Genomic DNA, 18,486 nt, shown 5'->3' with positions numbered 1-18,486 from the left:
GTGTAGCATAGTTTGCAGGGGAGCGCTAGTGGGAATTATTGCAGATAAGTGTATCGTTGGTTATGGGTAGGTGTATGGTTTGTTAGAATAGAGTGTATCGCTGTTTTGGCAAAATGACTGCAATTGCGCGCTAAATTTTATTGTTTTTTTGATCTATATCGTTAAAAAACTTGTGTTCGTCTGAGCTTTGTACCGTTGTTTAGCATTTCAGCTGCTAACTGCTCGCCAAACATAATTCTAGTTTCATCCAGAGCATTGTAGACTGAAAAGTCACCCTTGTCGATAGCTTGGAATATTAAACATGCTTTACCCCTCTTTTCTAAACATAAAGCTGGCTACATCTATTATTGCAATGACGCGTCAACAACAGATATAACCAGCTTATGCGAAACATTAACCTGCTACAATACTGCTTTGGAGCAATTGGTCGATACGTCTACAGTGGTTTACAGCTTCCGTATTCGCAGACTTATGTGCCAGCTCCTATGGATGTCGCGCAATCTGTATTTGCATACACCAAGCGCTATTCAAAACAATCAACGCCTAATTCAGCGTAAATCCGCTTTTAAAGCTCAATCCCGTTCTTTTCCAACAGCTCACGCACAACGACACTCACCATAATCAGTCCTGCCACTGGCGGCACGAAGGCATTACTTGCTGGCGGCTGCTTCGCTTTGCGGATTTCCGGTGCATTTTCTGGAACGATCTTTTGCGTAACATCCACACGGGGCTTCATTGGCTCCTCGGTTGAAAATACAACCTTTACCCCTTTACGGATACCTTCCTTACGCAGCTTTGTACGTACGACACGTGCGATCGGGTCCATATGCGTTTTGGAGATATCTGCGACCTGGAAGCGAGTCGGGTCCATTTTGTTGGCAGCACCCATACTGGAAATGATCGGGATACCGCGCTCCAGACACTGCTTGATCAGATGGATTTTGTAAATGATCGTATCCGATGCATCGACCACATAATCGAGATCGTACTTGAACAGCTCCTCATACGTTTCCTCGGTATAAAACATATTCAGCGCGATCGCTTCACATTCCGGGTTGATCAGCTTCACACGTTCGACCATCAGGTCTGCTTTTTTCTGACCTACAGTTGATGTGAGCGCATGAATCTGACGGTTAATATTCGTAATATCGACAACATCCTTATCGATCAGGATGATGCGACCTACACCAGTACGCGCCAGCGCTTCAACGGCAATTCCACCTACACCGCCAATACCAAGCACAGCAACCGTACTATTTTTCATCACTTCAATGCCTTCCGGACCAAAGGCGAGCTCGGTACGGGAAAATTGATTCAGCATTTCAGTTCAGCTCCTTTCCATTTACATTTATTGTTCCGTATGACCACTACATATTGACACCTACCTGTCGCTGGCTAGTAGATACGTCAGTTACAATTGAACTCTAATCCAAGCCCACGTCAAACCAATCGTACACTGTAGCGACCCTAGGCGACAAGTTAGTTTTGCATTGACTCTATCCACAATAATCCATGATACCACATACCCACAAAACAACTGCTGCAATCGTCCAATGATCGATTGCAGCAGTTGTGGATAGTGCATTTATATATCATTCCGATACATCAGCTAGAATAATTAGCTTTTGTCGACAACGAGCTTTTTCGGTGCCAGACGGATGTGCAGGTCTTCCAGTTGAGACGCTTCGACTGGAGCTGGAGCGTCCATCAGCAGATCCGTTGCATTCGCTGTTTTCGGGAATGCGATCGTTTCACGCAGGTTCGTGCGACCAGCCAGCAGCATAACGAGACGGTCAAGACCGAACGCGATACCGCCGTGTGGAGGCGTACCATATTCAAACGCATCCATCAGGAAGCCAAATTGCTCACGTGCTGCTTCTGGTGTGAAGCCGAGCATTTCGAACATTTTCTCTTGCAGATCACGTTTGTAAATACGCTGGGAACCGCCACCTACTTCATAGCCGTTCAATACGATATCGTACGCTTGCGCGCGGATTTTGCCAGGGTCTGTATCGAACAGCTCCAGGTCTTCCTCGTAAGGACGTGTGAATGGATGGTGTTCAGCTACATAACGCTTGGAGTTCTCATCGTAGCCGAGCAGTGGGAAGTCTACAACCCATGCAAATTTATAGCTGTTGTCGTCGATCAGACCGAGGTCACGACCGATTTTCACACGCATTGCGCCAAGTACATCGGCTACAACCTGCTTCTTATCTGCCGAGAATAACAGCAGGTCGCCTTCTTCAGCACCTGTCGTTTCACGCAGCTGCTGAATTTCGTCTTCGCTCAGGAATTTCACGATAGGGCCGCGGAATTCGCCTTCTTTGACTTGAATCCATGCCAGACCTTTTGCACCGTAACGTTTTGCATACGGCTCCAGGCTGTCGATCTCTTTACGCGTCCATGTGCCGCAGCCTTTAGCGTTCAGCACTTTGACTTCCCCACCGTTTTCGATCACGGATGCGAATACTTTTGCACCGCTGTTCGCAACGATATGGCTTACGTTAACGAGTTCCAGACCAAAGCGCAGGTCAGGCTTATCAGAACCGTACTTGTCCATCGCTTCTGCATGCGTAATGCGTTGGAACGGAGTCGGGATATCTACGTTGATTGTTTCCTTGAACAGACGCACCATCAGCTGCTCCATCATACCGAGCAGCTCATCACGCTCGATAAACGAAGTCTCGATGTCAACCTGTGTAAATTCTGGTTGACGGTCTGCACGAAGGTCTTCGTCACGGAAGCAACGAGCGATCTGGTAGTAACGCTCCAGTCCACTCACCATCAGCAGCTGCTTGTAAATTTGCGGTGATTGTGGCAGTGCGAAAAATTCGCCTTCATGCACACGGCTTGGTACGAGATAGTCACGCGCGCCTTCTGGTGTACTTTTAGTCAGAATCGGCGTTTCGACATCGATGAAGCCCTGCTCATCGAGGAAGTCACGGAAGATTTTTGTTGCTTTTGAACGCAACATCAGTGTTTTTTGCATTTCTGGACGACGCAGGTCAAGGTAACGATATTTCATACGCAGCGATTCGTCTACCTCTACACCATCTTCGATGAAGAATGGAGGTGTTTTCGCCGCGTTGATCACTTCGATCTCTGTAATACGCACTTCGATGTCGCCTGTTGGCAGGTTCGGGTTGATCGTTTCCTCGTCACGACGAACGACTTCACCTTTAACAGCCAGTACATATTCGCTACGTACACGGTCTGCAATTTGCAATGCATCGCCGGAGAACGATGGGTTGAATACGATCTGTACAATACCTGTACGGTCACGCAGATCGATAAACAATACGCCTCCAAGGTCACGACGAGTTTGCACCCAGCCGTTCAGTGTTACCGTTTCGCCAATGCTGGCAGCGGTCAATTGTCCGCAGTTGTGAGTCCTTAACATGTTATACTCTCCTTTTTATCCAATGCTTAATTGTGATGAAAATGTAGTTCAACTTATTTCAAATGGTCAGCAAGCTGAGCCAGTTTTACATTTTGTTGTTCACCCGTGTCCATCGCTTTAAGTGAAATTTCGCCACGTGACAGCTCATCGTCACCGAGAATCGCTGTATAACGTGCCTGAAAACGGTCAGCGGATTTCATTTGTGCTTTGATTTTGCGTCCAAGATAATCACGCTCTGCGGAGAAGCCGAGTGTACGTAGCTTGAATAGCTGCTTTACGGTTTCTTTTTCCGCCGCTTCGCCAATCGCTACCAGATAGACGTCAATCGGCTTCACTGCTGGCACTTCGACTTCCTGACTGGCCAGAATGAGCTGTAGACGCTCCATTCCAATACCAAAGCCAATTCCCGGCTGATCCGGGCCGCCAACCTCAGCCACGAGCTTGTTGTAACGTCCGCCGCCACCGATCGTATCGATTGCACCGATACCCTGCGCTTTGTATTCAAACGCTGTATGCGTGTAATAATCCAATCCACGTACGAGACGCTCATTCACACGATACGGAACCTCCATCGCGGTCAGATGATCCTTTACCTGCTGGAAGTACGCTGTACTCTCTTCATCAAGACTATCCAAAATGGACGGTGCACCGACAAATTTATCCTGATCGACTTTGCAATCGAGCACACGCATCGGGTTACGCTCCATACGATGCTGACAATCCTTGCACAGTGTGTCTTTCATCGGACGCAGGAAGCCGAGCAGCGCTTCATTGTAAGCTGCACGTGTCTCAGAAGTACCGACCGAGTTGATCTCAACCGATACATCCTTCAGACCCAGCTCCTTGAAAAATTGCAAGCCTAGTGCGATAACCTCCACATCGATCGCTGGATCAACCGACCCAAACGCCTCAACACCAAACTGGTGAAATTGACGATAACGACCTGCCTGCGGACGCTCATAACGGAACATCGGCCCCATATAATACAGCTTGCTCACATCTGGCTCACCATACAGCTTGTTCTCCGCATACGCGCGAACCACGCCTGCTGTCCCTTCTGGGCGAAGTGTCATACTGCGATGACCTTTATCCTCGAAGGTGTACATTTCCTTCTGTACGACATCTGTCGTTTCGCCGACACCGCGCTGGAATAGCTCGGTTTGTTCAAACATCGGTGTACGAATCTCCCGATAGTTAAAACGTCTGCACAGATCTCTTGCCTTTTCTTCAACATACTGCCATTTCTCCACAGTGCCTGGCAGGAAATCCTGCGTGCCTGTTGGTTTTTGAAACGCCATAATTGCTCCTCCTTCTTAGCTGAAAACCAGTGACTGGTTAGACGACTTGGATTAGAAAACACAAAAAAGCCCCACGTCACTGTTCGATCATACAAACAGGGACGAGGGACTGGATATACCATTCACCCGTGGTGCCACCCACATTTCGAATGCTGCCGTGTATACGGCTACTGTCTGGCTGATCGATATCATTCATGCAAAACGCACAGAATGAAATCTGCCAAAGCTCCCGGATACAACCCATCCAGATACATTCGCTTCATTAAGCGGTTAACGCCCGCTGACTACGCATGAGGTTACTTAGATTCCAAAAGTAGCATGAGGTAAAGCCAGAGGCTTGTCCATTTCACGAAACACTCGAACCCTATTCGCGCTGCATCCTTTTCTATCTTTCACATCATGTTCTCGGGGAGGTCTTTTCGCACCGTCGTACAGGGAACCCTTGCAGCCCAGGGGGATTCCTCTCTTTTCCAAAATGGAACTGTCCGGTATCGGTGGTACTTTTCCCGTCTATGAATCATTCATACAGTTGTGGGATATTTTGCTTTGCAAAAATCCTCTTTTCATTGTACCTCGTGTGAGGAGATCACTCACACTTGATTTCATAAATTATATTATACCATCTTCTAATTGTTCAAGCACTACTTTCCACCAGGAATTACGTTTCATGGCGATAGCGTCCGTTTGGCGAAAAGATTGCTTTAATTGGCGCAAGCCTGCTTGAAATTGTTGCTCTAGCTGACGATTCATACGAATACGTTTTTCCTGCTCCGGTGTTCGCTGAATCGATTGTCCGGTTCGCTGACGTTCTCGCCAGGCTGCTAGCTTCTCTGCTGCTTCCTCAGCGGTATACGTTTGAGCTTCATATTCTGGCAATGGATGCTTGGCTACGAAGACCAGCAGCTGCTCCATAAAGTCCAAAAAGCAAAACAACGAACGATTCAGGACAGCTATTGCAGGACGACCATTGCCTGTCTCCTCCAGCCAACACACTTCAAAGCTGGCAAGATCAAGCCCAATTCGCAGCCCTTCACTCCACTCTTCTCTAGCAATAATGAACCATTGCCGCTTTCCTATCGAATGTATAAATGGCTCGCAAAATTGCACAGGAGCTATCGTATTGTCATTCTTAGTCGGTAGCATTGGCAAACCATACTGCATCAAAAAATCATGCACTTCCACAGGCAAGGAAGCTTCATTAAGCAAATGATCTGCAACCCTGATCGATCCAGACGCATATAACATCGGATAGGGATGGTGATCAGTCATATGCTCAACTCCTCACTTCAGTACAATTAGACATAGCATGCAGGGCAAGATGTACAGCGCGAGACTATACGATGCTGGGGTCTCATGCTGGTTCCCTGGCAAAGATGGCACTAGAGATAGCTTCATGTTATATTTACCGATTGTAATGAACTACCGCGCTAAAGTCAATGCTCTAAGCACAAAAAAATACCTGCAGCAACGGGCTGCAGGTCAACAAGTATGTTAAAAGGGGGTCATGTGTTCATTATAGGTGCACATTGTTAAGGGAAGATGTTTCCTATATTACAGTTTCGTTACAATAGGTATAACTTATACGATCACCTAGCTGAAACAGGCTCAAAAGTTGCCCTTTTCTTATATATTTCCATCCTACATAAAAAGTAGCTCCTCCTTCGTTATCCTTGAAGGGAAAGCTACTTTTATCGATTTTGCCTGTGTTTAATTTCATCTATAGTACGAGCAACCATGCTCTGATCGAGTACAAATGTGTGGGATTCAGCTACGTCCTACATGCTGGCTTCGCGATTGAAGGATAATGAAACGTAGCTATCGCCAAACCATTTGATAACGTTTACAACATCGCATGATTGCTCATTGTTCTGCTCTTGTAAAGTGAAGGGATTCTATTCAAGAACCTCGACAAATGCGTTGTTTGTACGCAGCTTTTGCACGACGCTCTCTACATCTGCTTCCATCGCTGTAACGGAAAGGACGTATTTCAGATCGTCATAGTCTTTATCCGTTGCATTCATTGCGCTCCATGCGTCGTGATCATCACGTGCGTCACGGTCGGAATCATTATCGCGTACTTCGTTACGATTGCCATCATCACCGATAATCGCTGTCGGTGGAATAATCGTTCCCGGGCCTGTACCGCCTGCTACGCCGCTCGTTGTGCCACCGGTTGTTCCTCCACCAGCATTGACTGGCAGCAACGGCACCAGTACACGACCACCTTGATTCACCTGGCTTTCAAGGCGTCCAACCTCTAGATTTTTCACGTTCAATGTCTCTAATGAAATACGAGCGCTCTCTGCCTGATCCTCGGTACGAAAGTAAGCCTGAATATGTTGTGTCATCGTCATGACCTCCTCGCTATTGATCAGGCTGTAGCGATTTCCTCCCTACAGCCTGTCTGGTGTGGAGCAAGTAACATGTGAACTGAACTGGAGACTTACAGTACTTTCAGCAGCTCGCGTACAAATGCTGGCTCATCATCTGGGACACGGGATGTAATCAGATTGCCATCGACAATCGCTTCGCCATCCTTAAAATTCGCACCAGCGTTCATCATGTCCGCCTTTAATGCTGGATACGATGTGATTGTGCGCCCTTTTAGCAGATCTGCACTCGCCAGAATTTGTGGCCCGTGACAGATCGCACCAATGGTTTTATTGGCATTATCAATCTCGGTAACAAAATTCAGTACATCCGCGTTCAGGCGCAGATTCTCTGGCGAAGAGCCACCTGGAATAACCACTGCATCATAATCGGAGGCTTGCACCTCAGTGATTGCTTTTTCGATTGTATATTCCGCTTTTCCATTTTTACCTGTTACCTTTTGACCCTTTTCCAGTCCAATAATATCCGCCTCATGACCAGCCTTCGTCAGCTCGTCGTAAGGTACCTGCATTTCGGAATCCTCAAATTCATTTGCCAGTAGAAACGCTATTTTACTCATGATGTTATCTCCTCTCCTGGATCGTGAAATGTAATTGATTCGGGTGCCCGGTGCTTGCAGGGCGGCGAATGTCCAATGTGCTCGGCTGGTTTTTGTGCTGGTGTGTATGGAGTTCGATAGAATTGAACAGGAAGCACAGGTTATTGCTTTGCCGGGTGCAAGCGGGATATGGGCTTGGGTTTCGTTAATGTTATTACCCTGTTGTTGAGCGGATATAACATGCTGGGGAAAGGAGTGGGCTTGCTGTGATTGAATATGTGGTAGGAGTACTCGTATTCGAGCATGATTGGCGACCCCACTCTGAAAAGGAATAAGGGCACGGACTCGGGTGGAGCGCAGGAATCTACGAATGATGAAGCAAATGTAGATTCCCGCCCTCCAAAGTCGTCCTTTGCCCTTATTTCCTTTCCTTCGTTCAGGTGGGGGAGATTATGCGAGTTGGGGATGGTGTAGTTTGTCCATGCGAGTGGGTTAAGTTGATTTGGGGAGTAAGTGTTTTAGTGATTTATTGATCAAGTTTGGTGTGTTTTAATTTGAAATTTCGTGCTAAGAGTGACTCAAATATTCGAAAATCTGTTTTAAATAAGTGCTGTATTGCAATCCATGCTCCTGTGCAAAGAATGACTAGAAAAAATCATGATGTTCCACAAACCAGACGAATTTCAATCCACACTCCTGTGCAAGGAGTGACCGCACGGGGTATTTGACGTTACCCCTGCGCTCATAATTTCAATCCACACTCCTGTGCAAGGAGTGACGCTCTATCGTCTCTTTTGTAGTAGTATCTATAGATCATATTTCAATCCACACTCCTGTGCAAGGAGTGACCAAACTCTATGGGATGCATCATTGTTCTTTGACGATTTCAATCCACACTCCTGTGCAAGGAGTGACTGTACACCCAACCAGCCCTTATGTATCAACGCCAAAAGTGGCTAAAAGTGCGAACCTCTCTTTTAGCCTACTTCAAACGATATCAAAAAACAACAAAAATCCCCGCAGCCCTTGCTGGGTGCGGGGTGCGAACCTCCCAGGGATTTTATGTTAGCTTGAGGTTCGCATTTTTGGTGGGGCTGTCGATGATGAGGGTGACGGGGCCCCAGTTGGTTAGAGAGACGTCCATGTCGGCGCCGAAGATGCCGGTAGCTACGGTTAATCCGTGCTGCTCCAGCGCCTCATTGAAGGCTTCGTAGACAGGGATCGCTTCGTCCGGGCGAGCGGCTTCAATGAAGCTGGGGCGCTTGCCTTTACGGGAATCGCCATACAGGGTGAATTGGGATACAGACAGCACTTCGCCGCCGATATCGCTAATGCCGAGATTCATTTTACCTGCTTCATCCTCGAAAATGCGAATGCCTGCGACTTTGCCTGCAAGGTATTGTGCATCTTCTACTGTATCGCCGTGAGTAACGCCGACGAGCACCATTAAGCCTTTTCCAATTTGTCCGACGGTATCGCCGTTTACAGTCACCGCTGCCTGTTTACAGCGCTGGATAACTACTCTCATGGGAATGATTCCTTTCGTTTACAAGATAGGATGTATAGTTCGTGGTATTGATCGATATAACAAAAGAAGCCAATCGCCGCTCATCACAGCGAGATTGGCTTCTTCTTAGAGCGGTTTTGTTGAGCGGATAAGCAGCTATCCACTTACACAGCAACACATTTTACTATGCTTTACGTATTACTAATAGCACTTACTGGTATTACGGATGCTTACTGCATAATCCGGTGCACGGTATACACATCCTGCACGCGTTTGATTTTATCAACAACCGATTGCAAATGATCGGTATTACGGATCATGATCGTCATATGGATCATGGCCATTTTATTTTTATCGGAGCGTCCCGAGACGGCAGAGATGTTAGTCTTGCTCTCGGCAACGGTTTGCAGCACTTCGTTGAGCAAACCACGGCGATCGTGACCGGTGATCTCGATATCGACGTTATAGTTCGCTTCCACTGCATCTTCCCACTCGACTTCGATAATACGAGCCGATTCGTTCGGATCATCGACATTCGGTACATTCGTACAGTCGCTACGGTGAATCGATACACCGCGTCCGCGTGTAACGTAGCCGACGATATCGTCGCCAGGTACAGGGTTACAACAGCGTGCAAAGCGTACAAGCAGATTATCGACACCCTTAATGCTTACTCCGTGGGTTGGACGGCGTTTTTGCTCAGGTGCAGCTGTTTTGACTTCCTTCACCTGATTGGACAGCTCGATCATATTCGATTCTTCCTGCTCACGACGCAGCTTCTCTGTCAGTCGTGTGCAGATTTGAGCTGCGGTAATGCCGCCAAATCCGATCGCAGCGAGCATATCCTCCACATCGTGGAAAGCAAACTTTTTACCAACCTCCAGCAGCTTATCATCACTCAGCCATGCCGAAGGCTCCAGGTTTAGACGCTTAATCTCACGCTCCAGCGCTTCGCGTCCCTTTTGCACGTTCTCCTCGCGTTTTTCCTTCTTATACCACTGCTTAATTTTACTGCGCGCGTGGGAAGATTGTGCAATTTTCAGCCAGTCCTGACTTGGGCCATACGAATGCTTGGAGGTCAGAATCTCAACGATATCGCCCGTCTTGAGGCGATGATCAAGCGGCACGATACGTCCGTTGACCTTGGCACCGATCGTTCGGTTACCGACCTCGGTATGAATACGATATGCAAAGTCGAGCGGCACCGAGCCATTCGGCAGCTCGATGACTTCGCCTTTTGGCGTAAAGACAAACACCAGATCAGAGAAAAAGTCCATTTTCAGCGATTCTACAAATTCAGAAGCATCCTGTGCTTCATGCTGAAGCTCCAGAATTTCTTTGAAAAATGGTACTTTATTTTCCATATTGCCGCCTGTAGAGCCGCCTTCCTTGTACGCCCAGTGTGCAGCGATACCGAACTCAGCCGTACGGTGCATATCCCATGTACGAATCTGTACCTCTGTCGGCTCGCCATTCGGACCTACTACGGTCGTATGCAGCGACTGATACATATTCGGCTTGGGCATAGCGATATAATCCTTGAATCGTCCTGGCATCGGCTTCCACAGCGTATGGATAATACCGAGTGTTGCGTAACAATCTTTAATATTGTCCACAATGATCCGAATCGCCAGCAGATCATAGATTTCGTTAAATTGCTTGTTTTTGTTCGTCATCTTCTGGTACACGCTATAAATATGCTTTGGTCGACCGGACAGATCCGCATCGATACCCATTTCCTGCAATTTTTCACGGATACGCACGATAACATTATCGATATATTGCTCACGCTCTGCACGCTTTTTGTGCATCAGGTTCGCAATACGATAGTACTGCTGCGGATTCAAGTAGCGAAGCGCAATATCCTCCATCTCCCACTTAATCGCGGAAATACCGAGACGGTGAGCAACCGGGCAGAAGATTTCTAGTGTTTCATAAGCGATTCGGCGCTGACTTTCCTCCGACTGATATTTCAGCGTGCGCATATTGTGCAGACGGTCAGCCAGCTTGATAACGATAACGCGAATATCCTGTGCCATCGCGATAAACATTTTACGATAGTTCTCGTTTTGCTGCTCTTCTTTGGAACGGAATTTGATGCGCTCCAGCTTGGTCAGTCCATCAACCAGCATAGCGCAGCTATCACCAAACCGAGTACGGATTTCTTCCAGAGGTACAGTGGTGTCTTCGACAACATCATGCAGCAGTGCAGCGATGATCGAGATGGTGTCCATCTCCATGCCCACCACGATATCTGCAACTGCCAGTGGATGCAAAATATAAGGTTCTCCCGACTTACGCACCTGGCCATGGTGAGCCTGATCGGCAAATTCATAGGCCTCCTGGATACGTTCGAGATCCTTTGGTTTTATATAGGCGGACGCCTTTTCAAGTAATCGCTCTATGCCCATGGAATCGTTGTCGTATCCTTTCTATTCATAAATAACGGTTTGTAAACCGACGAATATATACTTTTCATTTCATAAATCTTGAAAATACGTTCAATACAAGGCCTGACAAGCTACCTTACAGCCACAGGCACCAAAAAGGGGTTTCCTCTAATTATGCCTCTTGCACATAGCCGCGTCAACCGTTATACATGAAGGGTTTGTAAAGATTGTCGAAAGGCGGTGATTGAAAATTTTACATCCCTCACGCGAAAAACGATATTGAAAAAAGTGTGTAAAGTCATTACTCTAGTAAAGATGCAAATTTGCGGGGGTTCCCGCGGACGGACAACATAATCGATAATTAAGGAGTGAATGCATTGCAACGCGAAATTCAGGTAAATGAAAGATTGCCACTCGGCCCTGGACTGCTGCTCAGTTTACAGCATCTGTTCGCTATGTTTGGCAGTACGGTGCTCGTGCCGAATCTATTTAAAGTCGACCCGGGTATGATTCTACTGATGAACGGTGTTGGTACATTAATCTACATATGGATCTGTCGAGGGAAAATCCCTGCGTATCTCGGCTCCAGCTTCGCTTTTATCGCACCGGTTACACTTGTACTGACCAAGTACGGCTATGATGATAGCGGCTATTCGCTCGCACTCGGCGCATTTATCGTCACAGGTGTTATTTTCATACTGGTTGCATTGCTTGTAAAATATGCAGGTACCGGCTGGATTGACGTTGTCTTCCCTCCAGCAGCTATGGGCGCCATCGTCGCATTGATCGGTCTGGAGCTCATTCCTGTCGCTGCACAGATGGCTGGCTTTATCGCTCCATCCGGCGCTGACGCAGCAACATGGACGCCAGATGGACGTGTGATCGCTCTATCCCTCATTACACTCGGTGTCACACTGATCGGTGCTGTTACCTTCCGCGGTTTTCCGAAAATCATCCACATTCTGATCGGTATCGTCGTTGGCTATGCCCTTGCTTTTCCGCTCGGTCTTGCCAATACAGACCCGATCACCAACGCTAGCTTTTTGCAATTACCGCATATCACTACACCTTCATTCAATCTGTCGGTTATTTTGACTATTATTCCGGTAGCGCTGGTTGTTATCGTGGAGCATGTTGGTCACCTGCTGGTTACAAGTAATATCGTAGGCAAAAACCTATCCAAAGACCCAGGGCTGCATCGCTCACTGATGGGTAACGGTCTATCGACAATTCTGTCTGGCTTTGTAGGCTCAACTCCCAATACAACCTATGGTGAAAATATCGGCGTTATGGCGCTCACTCGTGTGTATTCGGTATATGTGATCGGCGGTGCAGCGATTATTGCGATCGTCCTTTCGTTCTCCGGTACATTCACAGGTGCCGTATCCGCTATTCCAACACCGGTTATGGGCGGCGTATCCCTGCTGCTGTTTGGCGTTATCGCTGCATCAGGTCTGCGTATTCTAGTTGAGCAAAAGGTCGACTACTCCAAAGCGCAAAATATGCTGCTGACTACGGTTGTCCTGATTACCGGTCTGAGTGGTGCGACGGTTACATTAGGCACGGTACAGCTCAAAGGTATGGCACTGGCTACTATCGTCGGCATTCTGCTCAGTCTCTTCTTCCGCATTTTGCAGGTGACTGGATTGACGAATGATCGTAACGATGAAGCACCACCAGCGAAAATTCCAGATTAAGCTGCATTGATGCTACTTTTGTATGCTGTGCTGCTACATCAATAACAATGAAGAATGAACAAATAGCTCCTATCATCCTTTTCGGTGATAGGAGCTATTTTCATTTGAGCTGCGATCAGGATATTGCGGTCATTAGAACCATCCTCAGCAAGTCATTTTCTTATAATACGATCTTGCATGCCTGTATCGTAATCATGATGCGCCGCCGAACCATTATCAAGGTCGGCCAGACGTGTTATAGGAAAATAATTCGCTTTTAATGAGATGCAGTCTTTTCATCCCTTTGCTATCTAGCATCAGGATTTGTTTGTTTGTTTATTCCATCGAAATACGCGTGCCACACCCTTATAAATAAACTTCGATTCTTTAGTTAGCAGTGGGCCCAGTATCGCTAGAATCAATACATAGATCGCGGCAAATGGCTGTAAAATGCCAGATAATGCACCCGCTGCACCCAGATTCGCCACAATGATAGAAAATTCACCACGCGACATAATCGTCAAGCCGACATTCGAGGATGCCTGTGGAGACAGATTCGCGGTCTTTCCTGCCAGCATACCTGCGCTATAGTTACCGATCATCGTGATGATTACTGCACCGATCGCCAGCCATACGGCATTTCCACCCAGCGACAACGGATCGATCGTTAGACCGAAGCTAAAGAAGAACAATGCACCAAAGAAATCACGGAACGGTAAAATAATCTTTTCAATTCGGTGCATATGGGATGTCTCTGCGAGCACGAGACCGACGAGCAATGCGCCAATCGCTTCAGCTACGTGAATCGTCTCCGAAAAGCCTGCGATCAGGAACAACGCTGCAAAGATCACGCACATAAAGATTTCATTAGATTGAATATTTAGCACTCGGTTAAGCAATGGCACTGCCTTACGTCCAATGATGAGAATGAGTAGCATATACCCCAGTGCAATCGCCGCTGACAATAGAATACCGCCAACCGATGTTGCTCCGCTAAGTAGCAAGCCAGACAGTACGGACAGATATACGGCGAGGAACACATCCTCAAACATAATGATGCCCAGAATCATTTCCGTTTCTGGATTAGCTGTGCGCTTCAAGTCGACCAGTACCTTGGCTACAATCGCGCTGGACGAGATCGTTGTAATTCCGGCAATCACCAGAATTTCCTTGAGATCAAAGCCAGTCAATAAGCCATATAATAGTCCGAGCGTAAAGTTAATACCGATATAGATCGTACCGCCAAGTGCAATCGAGCGCCCTGCCTTCACTAATCGACCTACCGAAAATTCCAGTCCAAGATAGAATAGCAGGAAGATAACCCCGATTTTACCCATAAACTCAATCAGCTCAGCGCTCTGAATAAAACGGAAATCGACAATTCCGAATACCGGCGCATGAGGCCCTACCGCCATACCTGCCAGAATATAAAAGGGAACGACCGAGAAGCGGAGCTTACTTGCCAGCAAGCCTGCAAGGGCAACGAGCAATACCGCAATACCGATCTCAAACACGATGTAATCCATCAGCCGCTCCCCCTTTCGAGCAGCTCTTTGAGCAATTGAATTCCATTTCGCTCGCCGGCAATAACGAGTGTGGTTTCACTTTGTAGCACATAGTCCGGGCCTGGAATAATCTGTTGCTGCTTTGCACTAATTCCAGCGATGATCACCGTACCGGTTTGCTCACGAATCGATAGCTCACCGATCGTTTTGCCAATACAGCCCATACCCGACTTGAGCTTATGCCACTCAATCGTTAATTTGGAAATCGACAATTCTGCTTTTTCTAACGCGCTTGGCTGATAACTCATCCCACCAATAATGCTGGCAAGCTGTCTTGCTTCATGATCGTGCAGTGACATGACCAGCTCATGATCGTCCGGGCTATCGGATGGTTGATGATACAGCTCACGCTTTCCATCCTCATGCACAATGATCGCTACATGATCCTGTTCCTCGGTTTCCACTACAAATTTCCTTCCAATACCGGGCAAGTCCGTCTCGCGAATGATCGCCATACTTCCCCCTCCTTTTTCTATAAAATTGGCATACCCATTGAACATCCATGCGCTCATAAGCAGCATGCCTCCCTACTGTATACGGCTTATCCCTAATAAGGTTTCAACAAAAAGTCGATTTTAAGGCAATTTTGTTCAAAAAACGCCAAAAAACCCGATTTTCATCATGATGACAATGAAAATCGGGTTTATTTATAATTCGTTTTTGGCTTTTATCACCATTTAAAAGTCTCAAAAGACTCGTCCATCAAGCTCTGCTTTATTATAATAAAGAGAAGGCTGATAATGGTAAATATTAGAAAGGATATTGAGTAAGTGTGAATACCTCGATATCTGGCAGTTTTTCGCGTCCGTTCAGGTCTTGCAGCTCGATCATGAATGCTGCGCCAATCACATTACCGCCTACTTGACGGATCAGGTCAACACAGGTTGCAATTGTGCCACCTGTTGCCAGCAGATCGTCAGCGATCAGTACATTTTGTCCTGGCTGAATCGCATCGACGTGCATAGCCAGTACATCCTTACCATATTCAAGCGCATATTCAGCTTGAATCGTTTTGTATGGCAGCTTGCCTGTTTTACGGATCGGCACAAAGCCTACGCCCAGTGCATACGCCAGCGGTGCGCCGACAACAAAGCCACGTGCTTCCGGTCCAGCGATTACGTCAATTTTCAAATCCTTGAGCAGCTTTCTCAGCTCATCGATCGATTGCTTGTACGCTTCGCCGTTTTGCAGCAGGGTTGTAATATCCTTGAAGCTGATTCCTTCCTGCGGAAAATCCGGAATGACACGAATATGCTCTTTAAAATCCAAAAAAATCTCCTCCTAAAAGTTAGCGTTTATGATACGCCTTGCATACGGGCAATCATCCATGAAGTCAACTGTGGCAGATCACTTTCACATAACATATATTCCATTTCAGCCAGTTCGCCAAGCTCCCGGTACAGCTGTGAGCTACCGAGCGGACGCTTATCAGGCGCTGTGTTCATGCGAATCTGTCCATCCTGACGCACGATGAACTTCAGCTCCTCAAACACGTCCAGCATCATTTGCACCATACGTACCGAGCTGGATGTTTTTTGACTCAAATACGGGATTAGCTTCTGTTCTTCAGCAATGGTAGCACTGCTTTTGGCGAGCCAGCCATAGATCAGCTTGAATTGCTCCCGATCGGGAATTTGCAGGCGATCCTGACGGTCTGGACGATCATGCAGCAGAACGATATTTTCCACGCTGGTAAAGCGCGCAAAAATGACGTTCAATTGTTCAATATGCGCTGGTAATGATAACAGACATAATGTGCGTATGGCTTCTGCCCCATACTGTATGGAGACATGATTGCAAGCCGCAATATCAACTTGTCTATCATAACCCCAAAGGGATACATCCGACAATTGGCTTTTTAAAGTTTCCATCCGTTTTTCATCGCCCAGTACACCGAATTGTCCCATTTCGGTTGCCATATAACGCGACCATTTGTGCTGAATGGTCGTTAGCTCGCCTGTCCAATCATTGGCACCACGGCGATCCCAGACCTGTAAGCCTGGTACAGCGATATCCTGCACCATCAATTGCGGCTTACGCACACCGCGCCACTCATTAATGCTCGTCTCTGCCAGCAGATCGATGTGATCACCTGCACGTAGCAGCGATGCTAGCTCTCCTTTACCAAAGGCGACGCCTTCAAGCACAGCTCCATCCTGCTCGACGACCAGTCGTAGATGATCTGACGTTTTACCGATCGCACGTGCTTCAGATAGAGTAACGCCTCGTAGGACAATTTTAGGTAAAGGATTATTCATCCCAAATGGAGCGAGCCGCTCCAGCTCCTCGACCGCTTCCAGTGTGATCTGATCTACACTGCATTCACAATCGGCTTCTGTCTGTGGAACCAGATCTTCCTCAGTAAGTAGCTGTGCTGCACGTTCATTCAGACGACTGCGGAAGGCATCCAATTGATCCCGATGCAGGCTCATACCCGCTGCGGATGGGTGTCCACCAAAATGATCCAGCACATCCTCACAATCAAGCAATGCACGATAAATGTCATAGCCGGGAATTGAACGTGCTGAGCCTTTACCCATTCCAGTCTCAGGATCGATACCGAGTACAATCGTTGGACGATAATAACGATCCAGTAGCTTGGAGGCAACGATACCCACTACCCCTGGATTCCAGCCCTCACCAGCAACGACGATAACGTCAGGTACACCGCGTGGATGTTGATCACGCTCCGCTTCTAGCATGACGATGGCTTCCTGCACCATCCGGTTGACAAGCTCCTGACGCTCTTTATTTAATTGATCCAGCTCAAAGGCAATTCGATCAGCTAAGCTCATATTTGTTGTCGTTAACAGCTCGACAGCACGTTTGGCATGCTCCATTCGACCACTCGCATTAATACGTGGTGCCATTGCAAATGCGATATGAGTCGCACTCACCTGCGCCGGGTCGATGGCAGCAATATTAAGTAACGCATGTATACCTGGAAAAGCGCTTTGCTTCATCTGCTGCACACCGATGCTTACCATACGCCGATTCTCGTCCTGTAGTGGCATCAGATCGGCTACCGTACCGATCGCTACGATCTCCAGCCAGGAATCCGGCACCTCGCCCAGCAGCGCCTGGGCTAGCTTATAGGCGACCCCTACACCGGCTAGCCCTTTAAACGGATACGGGCAATACGGTAGCTTCGGATTGACGAGTGCTACTGCTGCGGGTAGCTTCTCTGGCGGTTCGTGGTGATCGGTTACTACAACGTCTATGCCAAGCTCACCTGCATACGCAATCTGCTCGACAGCACTGATGCCTGTATCCACCGTCACGATCAGGGTAACACCCTGCTCATGTGCTAGATCGAGCGCATGATTGTGCAGGCCATAGCCTTCCTTGGCACGATGTGGAATATAGATGTCAAAATCCGCTTTTAATACGCGCATCAATTGAATCATCAGTGAGGTGCTGGATACACCGTCTGCATCGTAATCACCATAAATCCAGATTTTCTCGCTACGTTCCAGCGCCAGGCGAATACGCTCAACCGCCTCCGGCATACCTGCCAGCAGAAATGGATCATGACTCGTTCCCGAGCTGCTCTCCAGAAAAGTCTCTGCTGCTGCTGGTGTTGTATACCCTCGCCCGCTTAACAGCGTCGCAGTTAGCGGAGCGATATTCAACTCGCGGCTAAGCTGCTGTGCAGCCGCTATATTGGGGTGTTTTACATTCCAGTGATATTGTGAATGAATCATGGTGCTTAGTTCCTCCT

13 protein-coding genes and 1 CRISPR repeat array are annotated in these 18,486 nt (G+C 47.6%); of the genes, 1 reads left to right on the top strand and 12 read right to left on the bottom strand.

All coding sequences use genetic code 11. From position 1 onward, the window contains the following. Window positions 1-565: 565 nt before the first annotated feature. The 8 genes from IEX62_RS13780 to IEX62_RS13745 all read right to left on the bottom strand — a co-directional run bounded on the left by IEX62_RS13780 (window position 566) and on the right by IEX62_RS13745 (window position 11,545). On the bottom strand, window positions 566-1,321 hold the full coding sequence (locus IEX62_RS13780; RefSeq protein ID WP_188776122.1) for a tRNA threonylcarbamoyladenosine dehydratase: 756 nt from the start codon (window positions 1,319-1,321) through the stop codon (window positions 566-568). 297 nt (window positions 1,322-1,618) lie between these two features. Further along, the gene (aspS, locus tag IEX62_RS13775) at window positions 1,619-3,400 is read right to left on the bottom strand and encodes an aspartate--tRNA ligase (protein ID WP_188776121.1); all 1,782 of its coding nucleotides are present in this window, start codon (window positions 3,398-3,400) and stop codon (window positions 1,619-1,621) included. A gap of 53 nt (window positions 3,401-3,453) precedes the next feature. After that, the gene (hisS, locus tag IEX62_RS13770; RefSeq protein WP_188776120.1) at window positions 3,454-4,698 is read right to left on the bottom strand and encodes a histidine--tRNA ligase; all 1,245 of its coding nucleotides are present in this window, start codon (window positions 4,696-4,698) and stop codon (window positions 3,454-3,456) included. 609 nt (window positions 4,699-5,307) lie between these two features. Further along, window positions 5,308-5,967: an SUKH-4 family immunity protein gene (locus IEX62_RS13765; protein ID WP_188776119.1), complete on the bottom strand. Its 660-nt coding sequence runs from the start codon at window positions 5,965-5,967 to the stop codon at window positions 5,308-5,310. Between the two features lie 623 nt (window positions 5,968-6,590). Further along, on the bottom strand, window positions 6,591-7,046 hold the full coding sequence (locus IEX62_RS13760; protein WP_188776118.1) for a hypothetical protein: 456 nt from the start codon (window positions 7,044-7,046) through the stop codon (window positions 6,591-6,593). 95 nt (window positions 7,047-7,141) lie between these two features. Then, window positions 7,142-7,648: a type 1 glutamine amidotransferase domain-containing protein gene (locus IEX62_RS13755; protein ID WP_188776117.1), complete on the bottom strand. Its 507-nt coding sequence runs from the start codon at window positions 7,646-7,648 to the stop codon at window positions 7,142-7,144. A gap of 593 nt (window positions 7,649-8,241) precedes the next feature. After that, window positions 8,242-8,542: direct repeats of the CRISPR family, unit length 32 nt; unit sequence ATTTCAATCCACACTCCTGTGCAAGGAGTGAC. Window positions 8,543-8,687: 145 nt separating this feature from the next. Beyond that, entirely contained in the window at window positions 8,688-9,155 is a 468-nt protein-coding gene (gene dtd, locus IEX62_RS13750; protein WP_188776116.1) for a D-aminoacyl-tRNA deacylase, read from the bottom strand. Between the two features lie 209 nt (window positions 9,156-9,364). Continuing rightward, window positions 9,365-11,545, bottom strand: a complete 2,181-nt coding sequence (locus IEX62_RS13745) for a RelA/SpoT family protein (RefSeq protein WP_188776115.1) — start codon at window positions 11,543-11,545, stop codon at window positions 9,365-9,367. 356 nt (window positions 11,546-11,901) lie between these two features. Here IEX62_RS13745 and uraA point away from each other — a divergent pair, with 356 nt between their 5' ends. Further along, window positions 11,902-13,221 carry a uracil permease gene (gene uraA / locus IEX62_RS13740; protein WP_188776114.1) on the top strand — a complete coding sequence of 440 codons (1,320 nt, stop codon included), beginning with the start codon at window positions 11,902-11,904 and terminating at the stop codon, window positions 13,219-13,221. Window positions 13,222-13,517: 296 nt separating this feature from the next. Here uraA and IEX62_RS13735 read toward each other — a convergent pair whose 3' ends face one another. The 4 genes from IEX62_RS13735 to recJ form a co-directional block, all read right to left on the bottom strand. Further along, window positions 13,518-14,726: a cation:proton antiporter gene (locus IEX62_RS13735; protein WP_188776113.1), complete on the bottom strand. Its 1,209-nt coding sequence runs from the start codon at window positions 14,724-14,726 to the stop codon at window positions 13,518-13,520. Then, on the bottom strand, window positions 14,726-15,277 hold the full coding sequence (locus IEX62_RS13730) for a cation:proton antiporter regulatory subunit (RefSeq protein WP_373289134.1): 552 nt from the start codon (window positions 15,275-15,277) through the stop codon (window positions 14,726-14,728). The genes IEX62_RS13735 and IEX62_RS13730 overlap by 1 nt, the downstream gene beginning before the upstream one ends. Before the next feature lie 238 nt (window positions 15,278-15,515). Further along, window positions 15,516-16,034, bottom strand: coding sequence for an adenine phosphoribosyltransferase (locus tag IEX62_RS13725; RefSeq protein ID WP_188776112.1), 519 nt, complete (start codon window positions 16,032-16,034; stop codon window positions 15,516-15,518). Window positions 16,035-16,060: 26 nt separating this feature from the next. Further along, window positions 16,061-18,469 carry a single-stranded-DNA-specific exonuclease RecJ gene (recJ, locus tag IEX62_RS13720; protein ID WP_188776111.1) on the bottom strand — a complete coding sequence of 803 codons (2,409 nt, stop codon included), beginning with the start codon at window positions 18,467-18,469 and terminating at the stop codon, window positions 16,061-16,063. Window positions 18,470-18,486 lie beyond the last annotated feature (17 nt).

It is taken from the genome of Paenibacillus hunanensis (assembly GCF_014645615.1).
GTDB classification, from domain to species: domain Bacteria; phylum Bacillota; class Bacilli; order Paenibacillales; family Paenibacillaceae; genus Saccharibacillus; species Saccharibacillus hunanensis.
Note: the sequence above shows the minus strand (reverse complement) of the source record. Positions and strands in the feature narration are given on the sequence as shown.

What these genes read in the sequence shown, in the direction of transcription:
- recJ (WP_188776111.1), bottom strand. Translation starts at nt 18,469, where the DNA reads ATGATTCATTCACAATATCACTGGAATGTAAAACACCCCAATATAGCG.
- dtd (WP_188776116.1), bottom strand. Translation starts at nt 9,155, where the DNA reads ATGAGAGTAGTTATCCAGCGCTGTAAACAGGCAGCGGTGACTGTAAAC.
- hisS (WP_188776120.1), bottom strand. Translation starts at nt 4,698, where the DNA reads ATGGCGTTTCAAAAACCAACAGGCACGCAGGATTTCCTGCCAGGCACT.
- aspS (WP_188776121.1), bottom strand. Translation starts at nt 3,400, where the DNA reads ATGTTAAGGACTCACAACTGCGGACAATTGACCGCTGCCAGCATTGGC.
- IEX62_RS13735 (WP_188776113.1), bottom strand. Translation starts at nt 14,726, where the DNA reads ATGGATTACATCGTGTTTGAGATCGGTATTGCGGTATTGCTCGTTGCC.
- IEX62_RS13755 (WP_188776117.1), bottom strand. Translation starts at nt 7,648, where the DNA reads ATGAGTAAAATAGCGTTTCTACTGGCAAATGAATTTGAGGATTCCGAA.
- IEX62_RS13765 (WP_188776119.1), bottom strand. Translation starts at nt 5,967, where the DNA reads ATGACTGATCACCATCCCTATCCGATGTTATATGCGTCTGGATCGATC.
- IEX62_RS13760 (WP_188776118.1), bottom strand. Translation starts at nt 7,046, where the DNA reads ATGACACAACATATTCAGGCTTACTTTCGTACCGAGGATCAGGCAGAG.
- IEX62_RS13745 (WP_188776115.1), bottom strand. Translation starts at nt 11,545, where the DNA reads ATGGGCATAGAGCGATTACTTGAAAAGGCGTCCGCCTATATAAAACCA.
- IEX62_RS13780 (WP_188776122.1), bottom strand. Translation starts at nt 1,321, where the DNA reads ATGCTGAATCAATTTTCCCGTACCGAGCTCGCCTTTGGTCCGGAAGGC.
- IEX62_RS13730 (WP_373289134.1), bottom strand. Translation starts at nt 15,277, where the DNA reads ATGAGCGCATGGATGTTCAATGGGTATGCCAATTTTATAGAAAAAGGA.